We start from the raw sequence: 21,742 nt of genomic DNA, 5'->3' as shown, positions 1-21,742 counted from the left end.
TGCCGAATGGCAACCGTCGATAAGCTGCCGATGCTGGCAGAAGGTTATGAAAAGCTCTCGCGCGAGCTGAAGGCCCTCAAGGAAGAGCGTCCGCTGATCGTCGAGGCGATCGAGGAAGCGCGCGCGCATGGCGATCTTTCCGAAAATGCCGAATATCACGCCGCCAAGGAGCGCCAGGGCCAGGTCGAGGCGACCATCGCCGATCTGGAAGGCAAGCTGAGCCGGGCGCAGATCATCGACCCGACGACGCTCTCGGGTGACAAGATCGTGTTCGGCGCGACCGTGACACTGCTCGACGAGGACGACAAGCCGGTCAAGTACCAGATCGTGGGCGAGGCCGAGGCCGATGCGCGCAAGGGCCGGATCAGCTATTCCAGCCCGCTGGGCCGCGCGCTGATCGGCCGTCAGCTCGACGACGAGGTCGAGGTGAGCGTGCCATCGGGCGACAAGTTCTATCTCGTGTCCAAGATCGAGTTCATCTGAACCATGCCAGCCGTGCCGCAGCGGTCGGCAACCAATTTCCTCGTGATCGCCAATGTGCTGGTCTGGCTGGTCGGTTTCACCACCGGCTGGACCGAGCCAATGCAGATCGAGGGCGGTTTCTGGGCAGCGCGGCTGCATGACACAATATACGGACATTCGAGCGCTTTGCCGGTCGATTACCCTTGGGTCGTGCCGGTCTGGCTGACGCCGGTCACCTCTGCCTTCCTGCACGCGGGGCTGTTGCACCTCGCCATGAACATGCTGGTGCTGGTCGTGATCGGCCGGCTGGTGGAAATGGCGCTGGGCTGGGAACGCTATCTGCTGCTCTATGGGGCGGGGATCATAGCAGCCGCCGCGATGCACTATGCCATCGACCCGGTATCACTTGTGCCGGTGGTCGGCGCGAGCGGCGCCATCTCGGCGCTGATGGCCGCCTATTTCCTGTTGTTCTCACGCCGCAAGCCGCCGCCAATCGGCCCTATTCCGCAGCTCGCGGTGCATATGGCCTGGCTCATGCTGGCCTGGATCGGCATCAATTTGCTCAGCCAGTTTGCCTTTGCAGGCAGCGCGCTCGGCATCGCCATCTGGGCGCATATCGGCGGCTTTGCGGCAGGGCTGCTGCTGGCAGTGCCCCTCGTGCGCAGCCACCAGGTCCGGCGGCCGCGTCACGACATTCCCTGAAAGACGAAACCCTTAGCTTGCCGGAGTTTCTTCCGGGTCGAGCAGGCGGTGCAGGTGCACGATCACATAGCGCATTTCGGCATCGTCGACCGTGGCCTGCGCCTTGCTGCGCCAGGCTTCCTCGGCACTGGCATAATCGGGATAGACGCCGACAAGATCCATCTTGTCGAGTTCGCAATAGTCGAGGGTTTGGGGGTCGCTGACGCGTCCGCCCATGACGAGATGAAGTTTGCTCATGTGAATTGCGTCCCTGACAGATGAACCGGATGCCGGGCGGCATCCTCTCCTCCACGGGCGGTGTTGCGTTTGCCGCCGCCTCGCGTTGCTGCAGCGGCCCATAATCGGCTTTTTCGGGATTTTCCAGCCCCGTTGAGGGATCGGTGTTCAGGGTTGCCTGTCGCGCAGCCGCGCGGTGGTCTTTTCGATGCCCTGCTTCGCCTTTTCGGCCAGCGGCGCGACATTGCGGGCAATCGGTTTGCGGGCGAGGAACAGGCCGCCCAGCAGGCCTGCAAGGGCAATCTTGCCGCGATGCGCCCAGGCGAAACCTGCGGCGCTGTCGGCCGCCGTTCCTATTCGCTCTGCCGCCGCATCCAGCGCTTCGTCGCGCAGATTTGCAGGCGCAAATCGGTCCCGGGCGCGCGCGAGAGCCTTTTGCCATTGGGTGCGCGCTGCGAGGCGGCGGGCAGAAACTTCCGCCAGGCTTTCAGCACCGTCGTCTGCATTGTCATTCTGTGCGCTGTCCGTCGGCTCGGTCATGACGCGGCTTTCGTTCCGGCACCATGGTCGTCGTCGCTTGCGAAAAGGTCGCCGAGCTTGCCGATCCGGCGCGCAGCAAGCCAGAAGCTCAATACCGCCAGCACGAGCGCGCCCAGCACCGTTGCAACCATTGCGCCCCAGGGTCCGATCAGCGGGATCAGGGCTATCATCGTCCCGACCACCAGGGCAATCAGGGCGCAACTGACGAGCACCAGCCCCACAAAGGCCAGCAACGCCATGGCGCGTACCTGTCGGCCCGCGGCGGAAACCCGGGCCTTCTGGAAGCTGAGCTCCGCATCGATCAGTTCGCGGCCATCGCTGTAAAGGCCGCGAAGCTGCTCCACCAGACCGGGCTTGTCCGGCTCCGCCCCGGGCGCAAGGGGGATGTCGCCTGCGTCCGGCACGGCGGTGGTGTCGGGGTTCGATCGAGTCACGCTGGGTCAGGTCCGCAAGGGCGCGTTCAGCGCCGCTTGCCGAACACCGAAGACAGGATGCGGGCGATCAGCAGGCTGGCCACAGCGGCAATGCCTGCCGCTGCCACCGGCTTGTTGCGGACGAACTCGCGCGTGTCTTCGGCGATCTCGTCAACCGGCTTGGCGCGCAGGCGTTCGGCCGCATCGGTCACGCTCTGCGCGGCGCTGCGGGCATAATCGCCATATTTGGGGCCGATATTGTCGTCGATGGCATCGGCGCTATCCTTCAGGATCTGCGCGACGCTGTTGACCGCATCGCAGGCCATGTCCTTCACGTCGCTGGCCACATCCTTGGCCTTGCCGCCCATGTCTTCGGGAATCATTGCACTTACCTTTTCAGAAACCGAGTTGAAGGCGCTCGTCGATTGCGCAGCCACCGTTGCGCCAGCAGCGGCGATGCCGCCGGATACCAGCACTGCGCTGTTCGGCGTCGGCGTCTGCTCGGCGGGCTTTGGCGCAGGCTTGGGCGCAGCCTTGGTCTTCGGAGCAGCCGTGCCCGACTTGGCACTTGCCGTGCGCTTTGTGGTGGCCGCCTTTGCCGTGCCATCGGCACTGGCGGTCTTCCGCGCGCGCGGCTTTTTCGGCGCAGCCTTGGTGGAAGCGTCGGCCTTGGTCTCTTCTTCGGACATGATTTCCTCCTCAAGCTCGAAGGCAGACGCATGAAGCGTCTCCCAGGTTCCGCTTGCCCGTCACCTATTCTGGCCAGTCCGCGCACATTTTCAAGCGCTTTCGCAGGCGCAGCAGGGCGCGGGGCGATGATCGACGCGTTGCCGCCTGCGACGGTTGCAAAGCTGTGGTCCACCGCCTAGAGGAGCGGCAGTTTTTCCACCCCGCCAGACCTGAAAGAGTGCCGCTTATGACCGCGATCATGGACATTCACGCCCGCCAGATTCTCGACAGCCGCGGCAACCCGACAGTCGAGGTGGACGTGCTGCTCGAAGACGGCAGCTTTGGCCGCGCAGGCGTTCCTTCCGGTGCGTCCACCGGCGCCTATGAGGCCGTCGAAAAGCGCGATGGCGACATGTCGATGTACACGGGCAAGGGCGTGACCCAGGCCGTCGACATGGTGAACAGCGAAATATTCGAGGCCGTGGTCGGCCTCGACGCCGAAGACCAGCGCGATATCGACATGACCATGATCGCTCTGGATGGCACCGAGAACAAGTCGCGCCTGGGCGCCAACGCGATCCTCGGCGTAAGCCTTGCCGTCGCCAAGGCCGCCGCCGATGCGCGCGGCCTGCCGCTCTACAGCTATGTCGGTGGCGTCTCGGCGCACGTACTGCCCGTTCCGATGATGAACATCATCAATGGCGGCGAACATGCTGACAACCCTATCGATTTCCAGGAATTCATGATCATGCCCGTTGGCGCGGACAGCTTGGCCGAGGCGGTGCGCTGGGGTTCGGAAATCTTCCACACGCTGAAAAAGGGCCTGCATGAAAAGGGCCTGGCGACGGCAGTGGGAGACGAGGGCGGTTTCGCCCCCAATCTCGCTTCGACGCGCGCCGCGCTCGATTTCATCATGGCTTCGGTCGAAAAGGCAGGCTTCAAGCCCGGCGAGAACGTGATGCTCGCGCTGGACTGCGCCGCGACAGAATTCTTCCGCAACGGCAAGTACGAGATCAGCGGCGAGGGCCTGTCGCTCAGCCCGACCGAAATGGCCGATTATCTCGGCAAGCTGTGCGCCGACTATCCGATCCGCTCGATCGAGGACGGCATGAGCGAGGACGATTTCGAAGGTTGGCTCGCGGTGACCGAACTGCTCGGCAACAAGGTGCAACTGGTCGGCGACGATCTGTTCGTGACCAATCCCGAGCGTCTCGCCATGGGCATCGAAAAGGGCCTGGCCAACAGCCTGCTGGTCAAGGTCAACCAGATCGGCACGCTCACCGAAACGCTCGAAGCCGTGAACATGGCGCACCGCGCGGGCTATACCGCCGTGATGTCGCACCGTTCGGGCGAAACCGAGGATGCGACGATCGCCGATCTGGCGGTGGCAACCAATTGCGGTCAGATCAAGACCGGCTCGCTCGCGCGCTCGGACCGGCTTGCCAAGTATAACCAGCTGATCCGCATCGAGGAAGAACTGGGCGGCAGCGCGCATTATGCCGGAGCCGCCATCTTCGGTTGAACAAAACTCCTTTTGTTCCGCGACTTTTATACCAAGCTGCACTGATCCGCACCCACGAGGACAGCCTTGCGGTGGTTCCCGGCAAGGAGTGGCTAAAGGGGCGATGTGGTTCATCGTCTCGAAGCCGCGACGCCGTCCGGGGGCCACCACAAGGCTGCCCGAAGGGTTGTCATTCCCGCTCGCTGGACGGCGTCGGACCGGCTCGGCGATGAACCACATCGCCTGCGCCGATCCTTCTTGCCAGCAAGCGGGAATGACAATCCTCATGGGTGCGGATCAGTGCAGCTTGGTATAAGCCATTGATCGCATATTTGATTCGGGATGGCCGTTTCGGCTTGCCACCCCGAATCATTTGTGATTCAAGGAGTCGATGTCGTCCCGCAAACCCGTCATAAAACCCGCAAAACAGGCGATCGCGCCGGGCATCTCGCTCGTCGCGCTGCTCGCGATTGCGGCTTATGCCCTGCTGGGGCCGACGGGTGTGCTCGCCTGGGGCGATTATCGCCAGCGGCTGGAGGTGCAGAAGGTCGAGCTCGCACGGCTGCAAAAGCACCGCGATGCGCTGCGCAACCGGGTCGAGCTGCTCGATCCCAAGGCAGTCGATCCCGATCTGGTGAGCGAGCTGGTGCGGCGCGAGCTCAATGTCGCGCATCCTGACGAGGTCATCGTCCCGCTGAAATAAGCGGTGTCGCGCGCTGGCGGATGTTGCGGGAATATTGCGCAAAAACCGCCTTGGCCGTTGCGTAAACCGTTGCGGTGCTTCTATAGACAGGCGGTCAATCCTCCCCCTGCCTCACGGCACTGATCCTTCAGCTGGAAAGGTCCTCCGTCTTGGTCAAGACACCCGCTGCAAAGCCCGTTCGCAAACCGCCCGCAAAGGCCTCATCGAAAGCACCGGTGCTGCCCGAGGAGGGCAGCAACCATCCTCGTCCGCGCAACCCCGAACGCTATCAGGCGACCCAGGAAGAACTGCTGCATTTCTACAAGGAAATGCTGCTGATCCGCCGCTTCGAGGAGCGCGCCGGCCAGCTTTACGGCCTTGGCCTGATCGGCGGCTTCTGTCACCTGTATATCGGCCAGGAAGCGGTGGCAGTGGGTCTGCAATCGGCGCTGGAGCCGGGCAAGGACAGCGTGATCACCGGCTATCGCGACCATGGCCATATGCTCGCCTATGGTATCGATCCCAAGGTGATCATGGCCGAACTGACCGGGCGCGGTGCGGGCATTTCGCGCGGCAAGGGCGGGTCGATGCACATGTTCTCGACCGAGCACAAATTCTATGGCGGCCACGGCATTGTCGGCGCGCAGGTGCCGCTGGGCGCTGGCCTCGCTTTCGGCCACAAATATTCGGAAGATGGCGGCGTGTGCATGGCCTATTTCGGCGATGGAGCGGCCAATCAGGGCCAGGTCTATGAAAGTTTCAACATGGCTGCGCTGTGGAAGCTTCCGATCATCTTCGTGATCGAGAACAACGGCTATGCCATGGGCACCAAGGTCGATCGCAGCAGCGCCGAGACCGAATTTTACCGGCGCGGCGATTCCTTCCGCATTCCCGGCATGCAGGTCAACGGCATGGACGTGCTCGAAGTGCGCGGCGCAGCGGAAGCAGCGCTCGAATATGTCCGCGGCGGCAACGGCCCGCTGCTGATGGAACTCAAGACCTATCGCTATCGCGGCCATTCGATGTCCGACCCGGCGAAATATCGCAGCCGCGAGGAAGTGCAGAACGTCAAGGAAAAGTCCGACCCGATCGAGGCGGCCAAGGCTGAACTGGTCAAGCTGGGCGTCAGCGAAGACGCGATGAAGGCGATCGACAAGGAAATCCGTTCGATTGTCAGCGAAGCGGCGGACTTTGCCGAAACCTCGCCCGAGCCGGATCCGTCCGAACTGTATACCGATGTGCTGGTGGAGCAATATTGATGGCCATCGAACTGAAAATGCCTGCCTTGTCCCCGACCATGGAAGAAGGGACGCTGGCCAAATGGCTGGTCAAGGAAGGCGACACCGTCGCTTCCGGTGACATCCTGGCCGAAATCGAGACCGACAAGGCGACGATGGAATTCGAAGCGGTCGATGAAGGCACGATTTCCAAGATCCTGATCGCCGAAGGCACCGACAACGTGAAGGTCGGCGCGGTGATCGCGCTAATCGCGGGCGAGGGCGAGGATGCCTCCGCGCCTGCAGCCGCACCGGCGCCTGCTCCGGCCCCGGCGCCCGAGCCCGAGGCCCCGACCGAGAACGCGCAGATCGTCCCCGAAACGCCCAAGCGCGCGCAGGTGAGCGATCCGGCGATCCCCGAAGGCACCGAAATGGTGCCGACCACGGTGCGCGAGGCGCTGCGCGATGCAATGGCCGAGGAAATGCGCGCCGACGACCGCGTGTTCGTGATGGGCGAGGAAGTCGCCGAATATCAGGGCGCGTACAAGGTGACGCAGGGCCTGCTCGAGGAATTCGGCCCGCGCCGTGTGATCGACACGCCGATCACCGAATATGGCTTTGCCGGCATCGGGGCTGGCGCTGCGATGGGCGGCCTGCGTCCGGTCATCGAGTTCATGACCTTCAACTTTGCAATGCAGGCGATCGACCATATCATCAACTCGGCCGCCAAGACCAACTACATGTCGGGTGGCCAGATGCGCTGCCCGGTGGTGTTCCGCGGTCCCAATGGCGCGGCGAGCCGCGTGGGCGCGCAGCACAGCCAGAATTTCGGCCCCTGGTATGCCAGCGTACCCGGTCTGATCGTGATCGCCCCCTATGACAGCGCCGATGCCAAGGGCCTGCTCAAGGCCGCGATCCGCACCGAAGACCCGGTCGTGTTCCTGGAGAACGAGCTGGTCTATGGCCGCACTTTCGATGTGCCCAAGCTCGACGATCATGTCCTGCCGATCGGCAAGGCGCGGATCATGCGCGAAGGCAGCGATGTCACCATCGTCAGCTATTCGATCGGCGTCGGCGTCGCGCTCGAAGCGGCGGAAAAGCTGGCGGCGGAAGGCATTGATGCCGAGGTGGTCGATCTGCGTACGCTGCGTCCGCTCGATACTGCAACTGTGCTCGAAAGCCTCAAGAAGACCAACCGCATGGTCGTGGTCGAAGAAGGCTGGCCGGTCTGCTCGATCGCATCGGAAATCTGCGCGGTGGCGATGGAGCAGGGCTTTGACGATCTCGACGCACCTGTGCTGCGCGTGACCAACGAGGATGTGCCGCTGCCTTATGCCGCGAACCTCGAAAAGCTGGCACTGGTCGACAGCGCTCGCGTGATCGCGGCGGTGAAGAAGGTCACCTACAAAGGCTGAAGCGGACGGGCCGGGCGATGGCGAACCGCCCGGCCTGCCTTACAGCTTGACGCAGATCAGACCTGCAATGCACAGACCCCGACCCGGATTGTTGGGATTGTTGCCGCTGCTATAGCCAGGCGTCGCAGCCTGTGCTTGCGCAGCGGCGATCTGTGCGTCCGGTGTCTGCGGCAAGATGGCGTCATATTTGTCGCAGGTCGATTGGCGCGCAGCGGCGACATTGTCGATCGGTTCCTCGCCGATATCACGCGCATCGCGAACGGTATAGGCCGCTTCCTGGCGCAGTTCGCGGTCTTCCATGAACATGTTGCCGAACAGCGGGTGATAGATGTACGTCAGCTCGACGAACATGACCGCCGTGCCTGTGCTGGCCTGAATGCGGTCGCCGGCCGGCCCCATCCCCTGGAAGCTGGTGCCGGTTGCACCCGTCCCTTCCGGGCCATAGTCCGAATCCTCGATCAAGAGGCCCTTGCAGCGCTGCCACATGATGGTCTGTCCGCCGCTTTCGTTCACCTCGAGGCTGGAAAGGACGGTCCGCCCGTCCTGATAGATGCCCGTGGCGCCCGCCTGGATCGCGGCGGCCTGAAACACATCGTTGATTTGCTGTTCGTTGATCACCTTCGCGCCCAGCGTGGCGTTGAGCGTTCCGATGCGCGAGGCATTGTCGGCCATGTTGAGCGCGATCTGGCTCATCTTCATTTGCGTGATCGCCAGGTTCGCAATCTCCACCCCGTAAAAGCCGAGGCCGATGAAGATTGGCAGCGAAAAGGCGAATTCGATCAGCGCCAGCCCCGACTGGTCGCGCCGCAGCTTGCGCGCCAGCTTGCGCATGCGGGTCGACAGGCTTGGCCCGGAATGGGAGTTTGCTGGGCGGATCATGTGCAGATATTCTCGGTGTTGCGAGGGGTTTGGGCGTCAAAGGGCTGATTGCGCAGGACTGTGGCGGACTTGATCGTGGTGTATTCGTCAGCCCCGATCAGCCCGTAGAGCGGGAACTTGCGCTTGAACCGCATACTGACGGTGTACAGCACGACGTCGCGTGCCTTGCCTTGACCTTCTTTGCCGAGATCAGTGTCCCAGATGCCGTTGTCGTTTTCATCGGTGAAGCATTCCCCCGCATCGCGCACGCCGTTGTTGTTGTCGTCCTCGAACTCTTCGGGCAGACCCACTTTCGCGAAATCCTGGTAGCTCATGCGGACCGGATCGATATCCGCATCCTTGCCCAATGGGCCAAGATTCTCGCGCACGCGCGCATCGATCGTGGCAAGGGAACTCTCACCACTCTCCAGCGTGGCATCGCGCCCGGCCTTCTGTACCGCGCCATCCAGAATGGCTCGGGCATAGACGGTGAAACCCAGATCGAACACGCCGAGCAGCATGATCAGAAAGGTGGGCGCGATCAGGCCGAATTCGGTGACGGTGACACCGCGCCGATCCTGGCCTGCCCGCCGGATGAACCCCAATCGGCCAATCATTGGGTCAACCTCAATTCCGCGATGTTCTTGGCGATGTTTTCAAAGGCCGAGTTCAGCTCGTCGGCATTGTCGGCGGTGAACGAACTGCCGCTGCTTGCGCAGGTTTGCATGTCCGCGCTCAGCTCGGTCCCGAAGGCGATGACCCATAGGCGTATCCCCTTGGACTTGATCGCCTGGCAGACGGCCAGGTAGCGGTCGCGGTGCCTCGGGTCCTGGTCGGTACTATTGCCGCTTGTTCCAACAATACGCCGGTCGTCCTGCTCGATGCCATAGATTGACGCAGAGCTCCACGAAGGGTCAAGCTGGCCGTCCGTCATGAAGATCATATGACGGCTGACCGACCCTGGATTGTCGGGAACCTCGTTGACCACGGATTGAAACAGACCTTGAGGCGACGCGAGACGCGCGCCCCAGATCAGGCCGATGTCATGATAGGTGCCGCCAACTGCCCGCAGCCCGTACACATAATCATTGACCTGCTGCTGCGTCATCTCTGCCAGCAGCCTGGCCTTGGCGGGGCAGGCCGCATTGCCAAGACTGATCAGGCTGTTCGCGTTGGTGCTCCGATAATAGACCTCCCGCCAGAACGGACGCCATTTGGTCGCCGTGTCGGTCGGTGCATCGTCGATATTCAGGTCATGTGCATCGAGACTGCCGTCAGCAGTGATACCATTGCGCGTACTGGCGAATTCGGTTGCCGCCAGAGTGTCGCGTTCCTCGATGCATCCACCCCAGCGGCTGGTGCTGCCGTTGACTTCGGTCGGCGTAAAGACCGCCGGATTGGCGTCCTTGATCGAGCGGACGTAGTCGTAGGTCGGGTAATTGACCAGACCGCGACCATAAGCAATTCGTGCCACAGAGGTGTCTGTCGGCCGCAAGTGGTTGGGAGTGACCCGCCGCGTTCGGATTCGAAGGCATTGCCCCGTTCCGGAATTATTCCATCTGGTATCTCGTCCCTGCCATGAGAAACGATCATAGGTGGTGACCGTTGTCACGCCGTTGACTGTACTGGTTTCGCTGGCCGCTCTGCCCCATGTCGTACAAGCGGACGCGGTGGTATTCGTTCCACCGGTCAAAGCGTCGTGTGGTCGCGACGAAGGGCAGGAGACCTGGCCGGTCGCGCCGTGAATCTCGCAATCCTGCCAGAAGGTCACACGCGATCTGTAATTCCAGCTGTCACCCACCAGGCCGCCGACAAGCCATTCAGGATTGGCATCATAGAGCAGTTCGCCGACATTGACGTTGCTCGAATAAGGCACGAACGCATAGCGGATGCGCGCGTCGCTGCCCGCTGCCGCATTCGCCATCGTATCGTAGAAGCTCATCACCGCCTCCTGAAGAGACGTGAGCTTGACGGCAGAGGTACCGTCCGCGTTGGTCAGCGTCTCGGCCATCGAGCCTGTCACGTCGAGCACGAACGTGACGTCCGTATTGGTCAGATTGAGCTCGGCCTCGCAGCTTACCGCGATGGTCAGCGTGTCATATCCGAACATGCCCATGATGGCTGTGGGCATTTCTGCCGAAGCCGATCCGGTGATCTTGCTGCTTCCGGTCGGGTTTTCGGAGTCGAAGGACACATCGGTGGTACCGTTATATCCCTCCTGATAATTGACATCGAAAAAGGATTCTGCCTGCGCCTCGGCTGCGGTCGTGTAGGTGCTCTGCGCCATGGCGCGGCGTCCAGCCAGCACCCCGGCATCGCAGGCATGCTGGATGCGCGACTTGACCATATAGGCACGGCTCATGTCGATGGCGCCACCGACCATTGCGGCCATCGGCAGGATGCTCGCGGCCAGAATGGGCAGCACATTGCCGCGCCTTGATTCGATCAAGCGGTTCAGCAGCGGCCGAGCCTTCACACCTTCGGCAGAAGGCCGCGAACCGGAAGTCGGGCACGGGTTGTCGACGTGGCGGATGGTCATGATGTGGTTAATGCCCCTTAGACGCAGCCTGCCTTTTACGAGGGCAATGGTAAGCAGCGCTCAAAGGGAAATGGTTAAGCCCAAGTTTACCTTGATTTGGCCCAGCTTTTCGGGGATCGCGCGCGGCATGGCTCCGCCCGATACTCCTGTTTCGCCGCTGGTCACGCTGGCATCCGGTTATGGCGACCGTCAGGTGCGTGGCTGGTGTCAGGCGCTGTTCGCATTCGACGCCCAGATGGCCGGCATCGTGCTGCAGGCGCGCGAGCCCATGCTGGCGCAGATCCGGCTGCAATGGTGGCATGATGTGCTGGCCAAGCCTGTGTCCGAGCGTCCGTCCGCCAATCCCGTGCTTGCAGCTTTGTTGCCGATAGAGGCGCAGGGCCTCAATCTGCTGGCGGCGCTGGGTCCGGTCATCCGGGGCTGGGAGACGGCACTGGAACTGGAGGACGAGGCAGCAATTTTTCACTTTGCGCAGGGGCGCGGGCAATTGCTCCAGGCGTTCGCGACGCAATGTCCCGGTGCTGGTACTGCAGACCTTCAGGCGATCGGACAGGCTTGGGCGATCTGGGACATGGTGCGCTTTCATCGCAGGACGCCGGCGCTCGACGCCGCATTCCTGCGGTTGGATGTGGTACGTCTTGGCAGCATCCGGCTGCCGCGCAGCTTGCGGCCGCTGTCGATCATCGCGCTGGCGGTGCGGCTTGACATCGCCCGGGCACGGCTGGATCGTCCATGGGCCGGCCCTGGCCTGTTCGCGCGGCTGGTATGGCATGGGGTGACCGGGCGGTGACCGGCTTACGAGAGGGGGAAGGGCAATGCGGATCCTGTTCGGCGGATTGGCGGCCATCGCCTTGCTGGTCGGCGGGTTCTTCCTGATCCGGGCACAGCAGCAGCAGGAGGACGAGCTGGCCGAGATCGCCGCCCCTCCGCCCGAGCCTCAGGACGACGGCCTGCCGTTTGCCGATCCGGGCGCGCTGCGCGGCCCTGCACCGCCCGAGGCCACCGAAATGACGCGCGAGGAGCGGCGCTTTGCGCGGTTCGACCGCAATGGTGACCGCATCATCACGCGCGAGGAACTGCTCGCCAGCCGCACCAAGGCTTTTCGGGCGCTCGACAAGGACGGCAACAACCTGCTGACCTTCGAGGAATGGGCGGTGGCGACATCGGACCGTTTCGCTGGCGCGGATGCCGATCGCAATGGGCGCCTCTCTCCGCAGGAATTCGCCACCACCCGGCCCAAGCGCCCGGTACAGCGCTGCAAGTGCTGACTATTCGGCGGCGATGACCTCGCCTGCACCATTGAGCCAGCCCTGCAGATCGGCACGCGCGCGCGCGGTATAGGCTTCCTTGCGCTGCTTCTTGTGCACCTTGTCCTCGGGCGGCGGGAACAGGCCGAAATTGACGTTCATCGGCTGGAAGTCGCTCGCCTCCGCCCCGCCGGTGATGTGGCCGAGCAGCGCTCCGAGCGCCGTCGTGACCGGCGGCGTTTCCAGCGAACGTCCTTGCAATTCGGCAGCGGCGAAGCGTCCGGCCATCAGCCCGACGCTGGCGCTTTCGACATAGCCCTCGCAGCCGGTGATCTGCCCGGCAAAGCGGATATGCGGCGCCTTGCGCATCCTGAGCTGGGCATCGAGCAGGCGCGGCGAGTTGATGAAGGTGTTGCGGTGCAATCCGCCCAGCCGCGCGAATTCCGCCTTTTCCAGTCCCGGAATGGTGCGGAACAGTTCGACTTGCGCGCCATGCTTGAGCTTGGTCTGGAAGCCGACCATGTTCCACAAGGTGCCCAGCTTGTTGTCCTGGCGCAGCTGCACCACCGCATAAGGCCAGCGCCCGGTGCGCGGATTATCGAGGCCGACCGGCTTCATCGGGCCGAAGCGCAGCGTATCGACACCGCGCGCCGCCATCACCTCGATCGGCATGCAGCCCTCGAAATAGGGCGTGTCCTTCTCCCATTCCTTGAACTCGGTCTTGTCGCCCTCGATCAGACCGCGATGGAAGGCGAGATACTGGTCCTTGTCCATCGGGCAGTTGATATAGTCCTTGCCGTCGCCTTCCGGCCCCACCTTGTCCCAGCGGCTGGCCATCCAGCAGATGTCCATGTCGATGCTGTCGCGGTGCACGATCGGCGCGATGGCATCGAAGAACGCCAGCGCGTCTTCGCCGGTGGCTGCGCCGATCGACTGGGCGAGCGACATGGCGGTGAGCGGGCCGGTGGCGACGATCGTGGGGCCTTCGTTCGGCAGGGTGTCGATCCGCTCGCGCACGATCCGGATGTTCGGGTGCTCGCTCAGAGCCTTGGTGACCATATCGGAGAAGATGTCGCGATCGACTGCCAGGGCCGACCCGGCGGGCACCTTGGCCTTGTCGGCGGCTGCCATGATCAGCGAGTCCAGCGTGCGCATCTCCTGATGGAGCAGGCCGACAGCATTGCGATCGGCGTCGTCCGAGCGGAAGCTGTTGGAACAGACCAGTTCGGCCAGGCCATCGGTCTGATGCGCGGGCGTCATGTCGCCGCTGCCGCGCATTTCGGACAGGCGCACCTTCACGCCGGCTTGGGCGAGCTGCCATGCCGCTTCGGACCCGGCCAGGCCGCCGCCGATGATGTGAATCTGGTGCTGGAAATCGTTGCTGTTGCTCATGCGCGTGCAGATAGCGCGTGCGAGCGCATTTGCCCAGCTTGCGCATGATCGGCTTTCGGTGCCATCAGGGCGGCGGACGCAAATGGGGGAAAAGATGGTCGTCAAACGCGCGCTGGCCGAATCGCGGCCCTGGCTGCTGCTGAGCCTGGTGTCGGCGATCAGCTATTATTTCATCAGCGATGCCCCGATTCCCGGCCTGTATTTGATGCTATGGAAGGGGTTGGGCGTCGGCTTTCTCGCCGTGTTCGCGTTCTCGCGCCACCACTCGTTCGACGCACGATTGATCGGTGCGGTCATGACGCTGGGCGCGATCGGCGACATGGCTATCGAGATCGACATGATCTACGGCGCGATCGCTTTCCTCTTCGGTCATGTCGTCGCGATCTGGCTCTATGGGCGGCACCGCCGGGCGAGTGTCACCTTCAGCCAGCGGCTGTTCGCTCTGCTGCTGGTGCCGGGCGTGGTGCTGATCGCCTGGGCGCTGCCAATGGACCGGGCGGGGGCAGGGGGCATCGCGCTGTACAGCCTGTTTCTGGCGGTGATGGCGGCGATGGCCTGGACCAGCGATTTTCCGCGCTACCGTGTCGGCACCGGGGCGCTGCTTTTCGTGGTGTCCGACCTGCTGATCTTCGCGCGCCTGGGACCGCTGGAGGGCTCCGCCATCCCCGAATGGCTGATCTGGCCGCTCTATTATTTCGGCCAGTTCCTGATCTGCACCGGCGTCATCCAGAGCCTGCGCCACAGGGACCCGCGCGTCGCCGGTTGAAGCACGGGAGTGCGCGTGTTATAACATGTGTATGAACAAGCCCCTCAAGCTCATCAAGATCGGCAATTCGACCGGCATCATCCTGCCCAAGGACGTGCTGGCGCACCTCAACCTTTCGCAAGGCGACGAAGTGTCCGTGGTGAAGCAGGCCGATGGCATTGCGCTCAAATCTGCCGATCCCGAGTTCGATAAGCAGATGTCCGCCGCGCGCGACGTGATGGCGCGCTATCGCAACGCACTGCGCGAACTGGCCAAGTGAGGTGGCCGACTGGATCTGGGTGCGGCACGATGTCGTCCTCGCGCTGCACGACGAACAGATAGCCGAACATGGCGGTCTGAGCGGTATTCGCGACGCTGCTCTGGTCGAGAGTGCACTGGCACGTCCGCTGAACCTTGCGGCCTATGGCGAGCCCGATGCCGCAGATCTCGCAGCCGCTTATGCCTTTGGCCTCGCACGCAACCATCCGTTCGCTGACGGGAACAAGCGCAGCGCGGCGGTGGTCGCGCTGACCTTTCTGTTCCTTAACGACATCGCGTTCGAGATCACTGAAGCCGAACTCGTGGTAATGACGCTCGCGCTCGCCGCAGGCGACCTCACCGAGGATGAAGTCGCCCGCTGGTTTCGCGATCATATCGTGGAGCCGGGCTGAGGCTTACTCGCCCGCAGACTCGGCCGGTTCCTCCGCCACGTCGCCGTTTTCCTCCTCAGCGATGCGCGCGGCGCTGACGACATGCTCATTATCGGCGACGTTGAACAGGCGCACGCCTGCCGAATTGCGGCCGATCACGCGCATGGTCGAGAGGCTGAGGCGAATGAGCTTGGCCTGATCGGTCACCAGCATCAGCTGGTCCGACTGATGCGCCGGGAAACTCGCCAGCACCGGGCCGTTGCGGTCGATATTGTCGATATTGGTGATGCCCTGGCCGCCGCGCCCGGTCTTGCGATATTCGTAAGCCGAAGACAGCTTGCCATAGCCATTGGCGCAGACGGTCAGGATGAACTGCTCGGCCTCTGCAAATTCGGCCACGCGCTCGGGCTTGAGCGTCGAAACGGCATCGTTGCCCTTCCAGGGCGCAGCACGCAGATATTCGTCGCGCTCTTCGGTGGTGGCCTCGAATCCGCCCAGAATCGAGAGCGAGATCACCTCGTCGCCCTCGCGCAAGCTCATGCCGCGCACCCCGGTCGAGGTGCGGCTCTGGAATTCGCGCACATCGGTCGCAGCAAAGCGGATCGCCTTGCCCTGGCGCGTAGCGAGCAGGACATCGTCGCCTTCGGTCAGCAGGGCGACGCCGATAAGCCGGTCGTCCGAGCCTTCGTCGAAGCGCATTGCAATCTTGCCGTTGGAGGGAATGTTGGTGAACGCATCCATCGAATTGCGCCGCACCGTGCCATTGGCGGTGGCGAACATCACGTGCAGATCGGCCCAGGTGTCCTCGTCTTCGGGCAGCGGCAGCACGGTCTGGATCGTTTCGCCCTGCGCCAGCGGCAGCAGGTTGATCATCGGGCGCCCGCGCGTCGCCGGCCCGCCTTCGGGCAGGCGCCAGACCTTCTTGCGATAGACCTTGCCATGGGTCGAGAAGAACAGCACCGGTGTGTGCGTCGAGGTGACGAACATGCTGGTGACGGCATCTTCGTCCTTGGTCGCCATGCCCGATCGGCCCTTGCCGCCGCGTGCCTGCGCGCGGAAGGCATCGAGCGGCGTGCGCTTGATATAGCCCTGCAGGGTGACGGTGACGACCATCTCCTCACGTTCGATCAGGTCCTCGTCGTCAATGCCGTCGGCCGCCGGGGCGATCTCTGACAGCCGCGGCGTGGCAAACTCGTCCTTGACCGCGATCAGCTCCTCGCGCAGCACCTCGTAGAGCTTGGCACGGTCGGCCAGGATCGCGAGATATTCTTCGATGTTCGCGGCAAGTGCCTTCAATTCATTGCCGATTTCATCGCGGCCCAGCGCAGTCAGACGGTGCAGGCGCAGGTCGAGGATGGCGCGGACCTGAAGGTCGCTCAGCGTATAGGTATCGCCTTCGATCTCCGCCTCGATCGCCTCGACCAGGCGGATATAGGGCGCGATCTCTGCAATCGGCCATTGCCGCGCGATCAGGGCGGCGCGCGCTTCGGCAGGCGAGGCGGACGAGCGGATGATCCGCACCACCTCGTCCATGTTGGTGACCGCGACCACGAGGCCCAGCAAGATGTGCGCACGGTCGCGCGCCTTGGCGAGCTCGAACTTCGTGCGGCGGGTGATCACCTGCTCGCGGAAGCGGACGAACGCCTCAATGATCTCCTTGAGCGGCAGCACCTCGGGGCGTCCGCCCCGGATGGCGAGCATGTTCGCCGGGAAGCTCGATTGGGCGGGGCTGTGCCGCCAGATCTGGTTGAGCACGACATCGGGCGTGGCATCGCGCTTGAGATCGATGACCACGCGCACGCCTTCGCGGTTGGATTCGTCGCGAATGTCGCTGACGCCCTCGATCCGCTTGTCCTTGGCGGCTTCGGCCAGTTTCTCGACCAGACTGTTCTTGCCGACCTGGAAGGGCATGGAGGTCAGCACGATCGAGCGGCGGTCGCCCCGGCCTTCCTCGATCTTGTGCCGCGCGCGCATGATGATCGATCCGCGACCGGTCGAATAGGCGCTGCGCACCCCGGACTGGCCGAGAATGAGCGGCGCGGTGGGGAAATCGGGACCGGGCACGATCTTCATCAGATCTTCCAGCTCGATCATCGGATTGTCGATCCACGCGAGGCACGCGTCGATCACCTCGCCCAGATTGTGCGGCGGGATGTTGGTTGCCATGCCGACCGCGATGCCGCCCGCGCCGTTGACCAGCAGGTTGGGGAAGCGTGCGGGCAGCACCTGCGGTTCGTCGCGCGAACCGTCATAGTTGGGCGTGAAGTCGACCGTATCCTTGTCGAGATCGTCGAGCAGGCTGTTGGCGACCTTGGCGAGGCGCGCCTCGGTGTAGCGCATCGAAGCCGGCGGGTCGGGATCCATCGAGCCGAAATTGCCCTGGCCGTCGATCAGCGGCACGCGCATCGACCAGTCCTGGGTCATGCGCGCCAGGGCGTCGTAGATCGCGCTATCGCCATGCGGGTGATAGTTGCCCATCACGTCGCCGACGATCTTGGCGGACTTGCGATAGGGGCGGCCGGCGACGAAGCCGCCTTCCTGGCTGGCGAAGAGAATGCGGCGGTGGACGGGCTTCAGGCCGTCACGGACATCGGGCAGGGCGCGGCTGACGATGACCGACATGGCATAGTCGAGATAGCTCGACCGCATCTCGTCGACGATGTCGATGCGTTCGATTTCACTGGGTTCCGCTGCTGCGGTGGTGTCGTTCATTCCATGCGCCTTTTATGCCTTTATGACGCTTTCGCGTCAGCCTCGGCTCTAGGCCAGAGCCCCAAGAAAAGCCAGCTTTTGCGGGGATTTTACGGGTATTTTTCAACAGGAAAAACAGCCGCTTGGTGGTGCCGCAACGTCAGGGCTGAATGGCGCTGCCGTCAAAGGCGAAAATGCCGCCCGAATCGGCAGGAGAAAGCCCGTCGAGCACGTCCAGCATCATGCCTGCGCTCAGGTCCGCATCGAACAGCCTGCCCTCGGCGACATTGGCCTGGAATGGCTTGCTGAGCGCCGTATCGACCGTACCGGGGTGCAGCGCCACCGCGATCGACTGATCGTTGCGGCGACCCCATTCGATCGCGATATTGCGGATCGTCATGTGGAGCGCCGCCTTGGCCGCGCGATATCCGTACCAGCCGCCCAGCCGGTTGTCGGAAATGCTGCCCACCCGCGCCCCGATTGCCGCGAACAGGGCAGGGGCATTGCGCGGCATCAGGGGAACAAAATGCTTGGCGACCAGGGCAGGGCCGATGGTGTTGACCGCGAAGTTCCGTGCCATCCACACAGCATCAAGATCCTTCATGCTTTTTTCCGGGCCGCGCCCGTCGGCATGCAGCAGGCCGGTGGCTATGATCACCCGGTCGGGTGCAAGGCCCAAATCAGCGACGCGCGCCGCAGCGGCAGCGATGCTCGCCTCGTCCTCCAGGTTGACATGCCGCTCACCCGAGAAGCTCCGCGCCAGCCCGATGACAGCATGGCCGCGCGTTTCGGCCTGGCGGACCAGTGCTGCGCCGATGCCGCCGGACGCGCCGATGATGACGGTGGTGCGTGTCATGATCGCACGAACCGCCAGACGTCATCGTCGCTCGCCTCGGCATCGAAGCGATAGCCGTCGCTATCAAAGCCCTTGAGGGCTTCCGGATCGTCATGGCGATTTTCGCACAGAAAGCGCGCCGCCATGCCGCGTGCGCGCTTGGCATCGAAGCTGACGAAGCGCGGCCCCTTGGGACCCTGCTGACGGAAATCGGCCGTGACGACGCGGATGCCTCGTTTGGTGAGGCCCTTGCCGGCTGCAGCAAAATATTCCTGGCTGGCAAGGTTGATCACGGTGTCGCCGCCGCTGGCGCTCAGGTCTTCGGCAATCGCGCCGGCAATCCTGTCGCCCCAGAATGCTACCAGCGAGTCATGGCGCGGCGCCCAGCGGGTGCCCATCTCAAGGCGATAGGGGCGCATGCTGTCAAACGGTCGAAGCAGGCCGTAGAGACCCGAAAGGATGCGCACATGATCCTGCGCGAAGGTCAGCGCCGGTTCGTCGAGCGTCCGCGCTTCCAGCCCGGTATATACATCACCATTGAAGGCAAATGCGGCCGGCCGCTCGGGCTGATCGTAAAAGCCGCGATAGCGCGCATAGTTGAGGTCGATCAGCGCGTCCGAGACCGGCATGATCTGCTTCATCTTGGCCTTGCTGAGCCGCGCGGCGGACTTCACCAGCCGCTCGGTTTCCGGCTCGAAACGGGGGTGGCTCGGCGAAATGGCAGGGGCAGGCGAATCGTAATCCAGCGATTTGGCGGGGGAAAGCAGGATGATCATGCGATCGCGCATAGACCAGCGCGAAACCGATGCAAAGACCATCGCATTCTGCCGATGCGCCAGGCTCGCGATTGGCAGTCCGCCCACAGATCATCGGCTTTGTGCAACGGAACTGCAAAGGTCGTTGTCCGTTCCTGCCAGAGTCATTAAGGACGGCTTCATCAACCGGTCTCCAAAGGCCATATCATGACGGCACTCCCCATTTTTGCCGCGCTTTAGTTCGGAGGATAACATGCGTCGCATTTCCCGTTTCAACATGGCCCTGATGCTGGCTCTGGCCGGAACCACCGCGGTTTCGCTGGCCTTGCCGACCGATGCTGCCCTTGCCCAGAAGGAGAAGAAGGGGAAGAAGGGGAAGGAAGAAGCGCCGCAGATGGAGCTGAGCGCGGAATTCCGCAACGCCTTCGCTGCCGCCCAGACCGCATTTGGCGCGAACGATTTCGTTACCGCCGAGGCCAAGCTTAACGAAGCTGCTGCGGTCGTAGCGAGCGCCGACGAAAAATATCTGACCGGCAAGATGACGCTGCAGATCGGCCTGAAAAAGCAGGACGACGCGATGCAGATGAAGGGCGTCGAAATGGCGCTGGCCAGCGGCAAGGCAACAGAGGCCGAGCAGCGCACCTTCAACAGTTTTATCGGTGAAAAGGCACTGGTGAAGAATGACTTTGCGCGCGCTCGCCAGTATCTCACGGCCGCCGTCAACGCGGGACAGAACAGCCCGGTAAACCTGTTCCAGCTGGCCGAGGCCCATTTTGGCGAGGCGATTGCCAAGTCCGGTGGCCGCAGCATCGATGCAGCCAATGCGCCGCTGGCAGCCGAAGGCCTGCCCTATCTGCAGCGCGCCGTTGAGGCGCAGCTGGCGGGCGACAAGCAATATGCGCCCAGCTGGGCCAAGCGCGGCTTCCAGATCGCCCGCGCCACCAAGAGCGACAGCAGCGTATGGGCCAATCTGTTGCTGCGTGCCGATACGGGCAAGAACGCCTGGCATGAAGTGATCCAGGCCGTGCAGAGCGACAATCGCGGTTTCACCAGCGAGCAGAATCTGGATGCGATGCGGCTGCTGCGGATGACGGGCGGCATGACCAGCGCCAGCGATTATCAGGAATATATCGAGGCAGCTGGTGCCGCGCGCCGTCCGACCGAGGTTCTTGCGCTGATCGAGGAAGGCAAGGCTGCCGGCATCATCACCGAGGGGAATGCCTATTTCAAGGAAGCGATGGCGACGGCCAATGCCAACCGGGGTGAATATGTCGCGACGCTGCCCGATTCGATCCGGGATTCGCGCGGCAAGGCCACGGCCACGGTGACCCTTGCCACGGCCGATGCTCTGCTTGCCAACAAGCAATATGCCGAGGCCGAGGAGCTTGCCGGTATCGCGATCACCAAGGGCGCGACCGACAAGGAGCGTGCGCTGATGGTTCAGGCGATTGCACAGGTCGCCCAGGGCAAGCTGGATCCTGCTCGCCAGACCCTGGCCGGTGTCACCGGACAGCGTGCGCCGCTGGCCAAGCTGTGGACGCTGTATATCGACCAGAAGTCGGGCGCAGGCGCAGCAGCTCCCGCTGCCTGATTTTCAGACGACCGGAGATCAGCAAGGCAGGTCGGGTCTTTGCCCGGCCTGCCTTTTTCTTGCCGTGCAGCCTGGTCAGTCTTCCAGCGGAACGCCGGGCTGCTGCTTGCTGGTGCGGATGGTGAGCGAGGTCTTCACGCTGGCGACATTGGCCGCAGGTGTGAGCTTGGAGGTCAGGAAGGCCTGGAATTCCTGCAGGTCGCGCGCCACGATCTTGAGAATGAAGTCGATCTCGCCATTGAGCATGTGACATTCGCGCACTTCGGGCAGGGTGCTCACATGCTCCTCGAAAGCCTTGAGATCGCTCTCGGCCTGACTTTTCAGGCTCACCATGGCAAAGACGGTGATCGCAAAGCCAAGCTTTTGCGGGTCGATATCTGCATGATAGCCGCGGATGATGCCGGCTTCCTCGAGCGCGCGGACACGGCGCAGACAGGGGGGCGCCGTCAGCCCGACGCGGCTGGCGAGTTCGACATTGGTGATCCGCCCTTCCTCCTGGAGCCGGGTGAGCAGCTGCCGATCGATTTGGTCCAGACTTGACACGATTTTTCCCCTGGCTTTCCCTGAAGGCCTGGCGCCCGTGCGATGCGCAGCATCGCTCTGGCGTCCGACCCGCTATATC

General features: G+C 63.2%; 24 protein-coding genes. 12 read left to right on the top strand and 12 right to left on the bottom strand.

The genetic code is table 11. The annotated features are described in order from the left end of the window. The first annotated feature begins 6 nt into the window (after positions 1-6). Together greA and C7451_RS14755 are read left to right on the top strand one after the other, a co-directional pair. Entirely contained in the window at positions 7-483 is a 477-nt protein-coding gene (greA, locus tag C7451_RS14760) for a transcription elongation factor GreA (RefSeq protein WP_023836660.1), read from the top strand. Positions 484-486: 3 nt separating this feature from the next. Next, entirely contained in the window at positions 487-1,164 is a 678-nt protein-coding gene (locus C7451_RS14755; RefSeq protein ID WP_110299735.1) for a rhomboid family intramembrane serine protease, read from the top strand. A gap of 12 nt (positions 1,165-1,176) precedes the next feature. On the opposite strand, the gene C7451_RS14750 is transcribed toward C7451_RS14755, so the two are convergent. From C7451_RS14750 to C7451_RS20015, 4 genes are all read right to left on the bottom strand, one after another. Continuing rightward, positions 1,177-1,401 carry a DUF4170 domain-containing protein gene (locus C7451_RS14750; RefSeq protein ID WP_060979067.1) on the bottom strand — a complete coding sequence of 75 codons (225 nt, stop codon included), beginning with the start codon at positions 1,399-1,401 and terminating at the stop codon, positions 1,177-1,179. Positions 1,402-1,548: 147 nt separating this feature from the next. Next, a complete protein-coding gene (locus C7451_RS14745; RefSeq protein ID WP_110299734.1) occupies positions 1,549-1,920 on the bottom strand; it encodes a hypothetical protein in 372 nt (123 codons plus the stop codon). Next, positions 1,917-2,354, bottom strand: a complete 438-nt coding sequence (locus tag C7451_RS14740; RefSeq protein ID WP_208625225.1) for a phage holin family protein — start codon at positions 2,352-2,354, stop codon at positions 1,917-1,919. The genes C7451_RS14745 and C7451_RS14740 overlap by 4 nt, the downstream gene beginning before the upstream one ends. 26 nt (positions 2,355-2,380) lie before the next feature. Continuing rightward, positions 2,381-3,022, bottom strand: a complete 642-nt coding sequence (locus C7451_RS20015) for a hypothetical protein (protein ID WP_167398567.1) — start codon at positions 3,020-3,022, stop codon at positions 2,381-2,383. A 227-nt stretch (positions 3,023-3,249) separates the two neighbouring features. Between C7451_RS20015 and eno the strand changes: the two genes are divergently transcribed. The 4 genes from eno (at position 3,250) to C7451_RS14715 (ending at position 7,817) form a co-directional block, all read left to right on the top strand. Next, positions 3,250-4,524: a phosphopyruvate hydratase gene (gene eno / locus C7451_RS14730; protein ID WP_110299733.1), complete on the top strand. Its 1,275-nt coding sequence runs from the start codon at positions 3,250-3,252 to the stop codon at positions 4,522-4,524. Between the two features lie 370 nt (positions 4,525-4,894). Further along, positions 4,895-5,206 (top strand): FtsB family cell division protein, encoded by a 312-nt coding sequence (locus tag C7451_RS14725; protein WP_110299732.1) that lies wholly within the window; start codon positions 4,895-4,897, stop codon positions 5,204-5,206. Positions 5,207-5,421: 215 nt separating this feature from the next. Beyond that, positions 5,422-6,444, top strand: coding sequence for a pyruvate dehydrogenase (acetyl-transferring) E1 component subunit alpha (gene pdhA / locus C7451_RS14720; protein WP_244181944.1), 1,023 nt, complete (start codon positions 5,422-5,424; stop codon positions 6,442-6,444). Continuing rightward, the gene (locus C7451_RS14715) at positions 6,444-7,817 is read left to right on the top strand and encodes a pyruvate dehydrogenase complex E1 component subunit beta (protein WP_110299730.1); all 1,374 of its coding nucleotides are present in this window, start codon (positions 6,444-6,446) and stop codon (positions 7,815-7,817) included. The genes pdhA and C7451_RS14715 overlap by 1 nt, the downstream gene beginning before the upstream one ends. 39 nt (positions 7,818-7,856) lie before the next feature. On the opposite strand, the gene C7451_RS14710 is transcribed toward C7451_RS14715, so the two are convergent. The 3 genes from C7451_RS14710 to C7451_RS14700 are packed head-to-tail and all read right to left on the bottom strand — an operon-like array spanning position 7,857 to position 11,100. Beyond that, a complete protein-coding gene (locus C7451_RS14710) occupies positions 7,857-8,696 on the bottom strand; it encodes a TadE/TadG family type IV pilus assembly protein (RefSeq protein ID WP_146215383.1) in 840 nt (279 codons plus the stop codon). Next, positions 8,693-9,292: a TadE/TadG family type IV pilus assembly protein gene (locus tag C7451_RS14705; RefSeq protein WP_110299728.1), complete on the bottom strand. Its 600-nt coding sequence runs from the start codon at positions 9,290-9,292 to the stop codon at positions 8,693-8,695. The genes C7451_RS14710 and C7451_RS14705 overlap by 4 nt, the downstream gene beginning before the upstream one ends. After that, positions 9,289-11,100 (bottom strand): pilus assembly protein TadG-related protein, encoded by a 1,812-nt coding sequence (locus C7451_RS14700; RefSeq protein ID WP_167398566.1) that lies wholly within the window; start codon positions 11,098-11,100, stop codon positions 9,289-9,291. Before C7451_RS14700 ends, C7451_RS14705 begins: the two co-directional genes overlap by 4 nt. Between C7451_RS14700 and C7451_RS14695 the strand changes: the two genes are divergently transcribed. Beyond that, the gene (locus C7451_RS14695) at positions 11,090-12,004 is read left to right on the top strand and encodes a hypothetical protein (RefSeq protein WP_208625224.1); all 915 of its coding nucleotides are present in this window, start codon (positions 11,090-11,092) and stop codon (positions 12,002-12,004) included. The two genes, C7451_RS14700 and C7451_RS14695, sit on opposite strands and share 11 nt — an antisense overlap. Before the next feature lie 25 nt (positions 12,005-12,029). Further along, a complete protein-coding gene (locus C7451_RS14690) occupies positions 12,030-12,482 on the top strand; it encodes an EF-hand domain-containing protein (protein WP_110299725.1) in 453 nt (150 codons plus the stop codon). On the opposite strand, the gene trmFO is transcribed toward C7451_RS14690, so the two are convergent. Beyond that, entirely contained in the window at positions 12,483-13,853 is a 1,371-nt protein-coding gene (gene trmFO, locus C7451_RS14685) for a methylenetetrahydrofolate--tRNA-(uracil(54)-C(5))-methyltransferase (FADH(2)-oxidizing) TrmFO (protein ID WP_110299724.1), read from the bottom strand. 94 nt (positions 13,854-13,947) lie between these two features. On the opposite strand from trmFO, the gene C7451_RS14680 reads away from it, so the two are divergent. From C7451_RS14680 to C7451_RS14670, 3 genes are read left to right on the top strand one after another with little or no spacing between them, the layout of a single operon-like run. Next, on the top strand, positions 13,948-14,619 hold the full coding sequence (locus C7451_RS14680; protein ID WP_110299807.1) for a lysoplasmalogenase: 672 nt from the start codon (positions 13,948-13,950) through the stop codon (positions 14,617-14,619). Between the two features lie 31 nt (positions 14,620-14,650). Continuing rightward, positions 14,651-14,878 carry an AbrB/MazE/SpoVT family DNA-binding domain-containing protein gene (locus C7451_RS14675; RefSeq protein WP_110299723.1) on the top strand — a complete coding sequence of 76 codons (228 nt, stop codon included), beginning with the start codon at positions 14,651-14,653 and terminating at the stop codon, positions 14,876-14,878. A gap of 1 nt (position 14,879) precedes the next feature. Continuing rightward, the gene (locus tag C7451_RS14670) at positions 14,880-15,269 is read left to right on the top strand and encodes a type II toxin-antitoxin system death-on-curing family toxin (protein ID WP_110299722.1); all 390 of its coding nucleotides are present in this window, start codon (positions 14,880-14,882) and stop codon (positions 15,267-15,269) included. 3 nt (positions 15,270-15,272) lie between these two features. On the opposite strand, the gene gyrA is transcribed toward C7451_RS14670, so the two are convergent. The 3 genes from gyrA to C7451_RS14655 form a co-directional block, all read right to left on the bottom strand. Then, positions 15,273-17,960 (bottom strand): DNA gyrase subunit A, encoded by a 2,688-nt coding sequence (gene gyrA / locus C7451_RS14665; RefSeq protein ID WP_110299721.1) that lies wholly within the window; start codon positions 17,958-17,960, stop codon positions 15,273-15,275. Positions 17,961-18,099: 139 nt separating this feature from the next. Then, positions 18,100-18,795: an SDR family NAD(P)-dependent oxidoreductase gene (locus tag C7451_RS14660; RefSeq protein WP_208625223.1), complete on the bottom strand. Its 696-nt coding sequence runs from the start codon at positions 18,793-18,795 to the stop codon at positions 18,100-18,102. Then, positions 18,792-19,550 carry a YaaA family protein gene (locus tag C7451_RS14655; protein ID WP_110299806.1) on the bottom strand — a complete coding sequence of 253 codons (759 nt, stop codon included), beginning with the start codon at positions 19,548-19,550 and terminating at the stop codon, positions 18,792-18,794. Before C7451_RS14655 ends, C7451_RS14660 begins: the two co-directional genes overlap by 4 nt. Positions 19,551-19,782: 232 nt before the next feature. Here C7451_RS14655 and C7451_RS14650 point away from each other — a divergent pair, with 232 nt between their 5' ends. Then, positions 19,783-21,120, top strand: a complete 1,338-nt coding sequence (locus C7451_RS14650) for a hypothetical protein (protein WP_110299719.1) — start codon at positions 19,783-19,785, stop codon at positions 21,118-21,120. Positions 21,121-21,195: 75 nt separating this feature from the next. Here the strand turns inward: C7451_RS14650 and C7451_RS14645 are convergent, their stop codons facing one another. Continuing rightward, positions 21,196-21,663 (bottom strand): Lrp/AsnC family transcriptional regulator, encoded by a 468-nt coding sequence (locus C7451_RS14645; protein WP_110299718.1) that lies wholly within the window; start codon positions 21,661-21,663, stop codon positions 21,196-21,198. Positions 21,664-21,742 lie beyond the last annotated feature (79 nt).

The sequence above is a fragment of the Blastomonas natatoria genome (genome assembly GCF_003201955.1).
Classification (GTDB): domain Bacteria; phylum Pseudomonadota; class Alphaproteobacteria; order Sphingomonadales; family Sphingomonadaceae; genus Blastomonas; species Blastomonas natatoria.
Note: the sequence above shows the minus strand (reverse complement) of the source record. Positions and strands in the feature narration are given on the sequence as shown.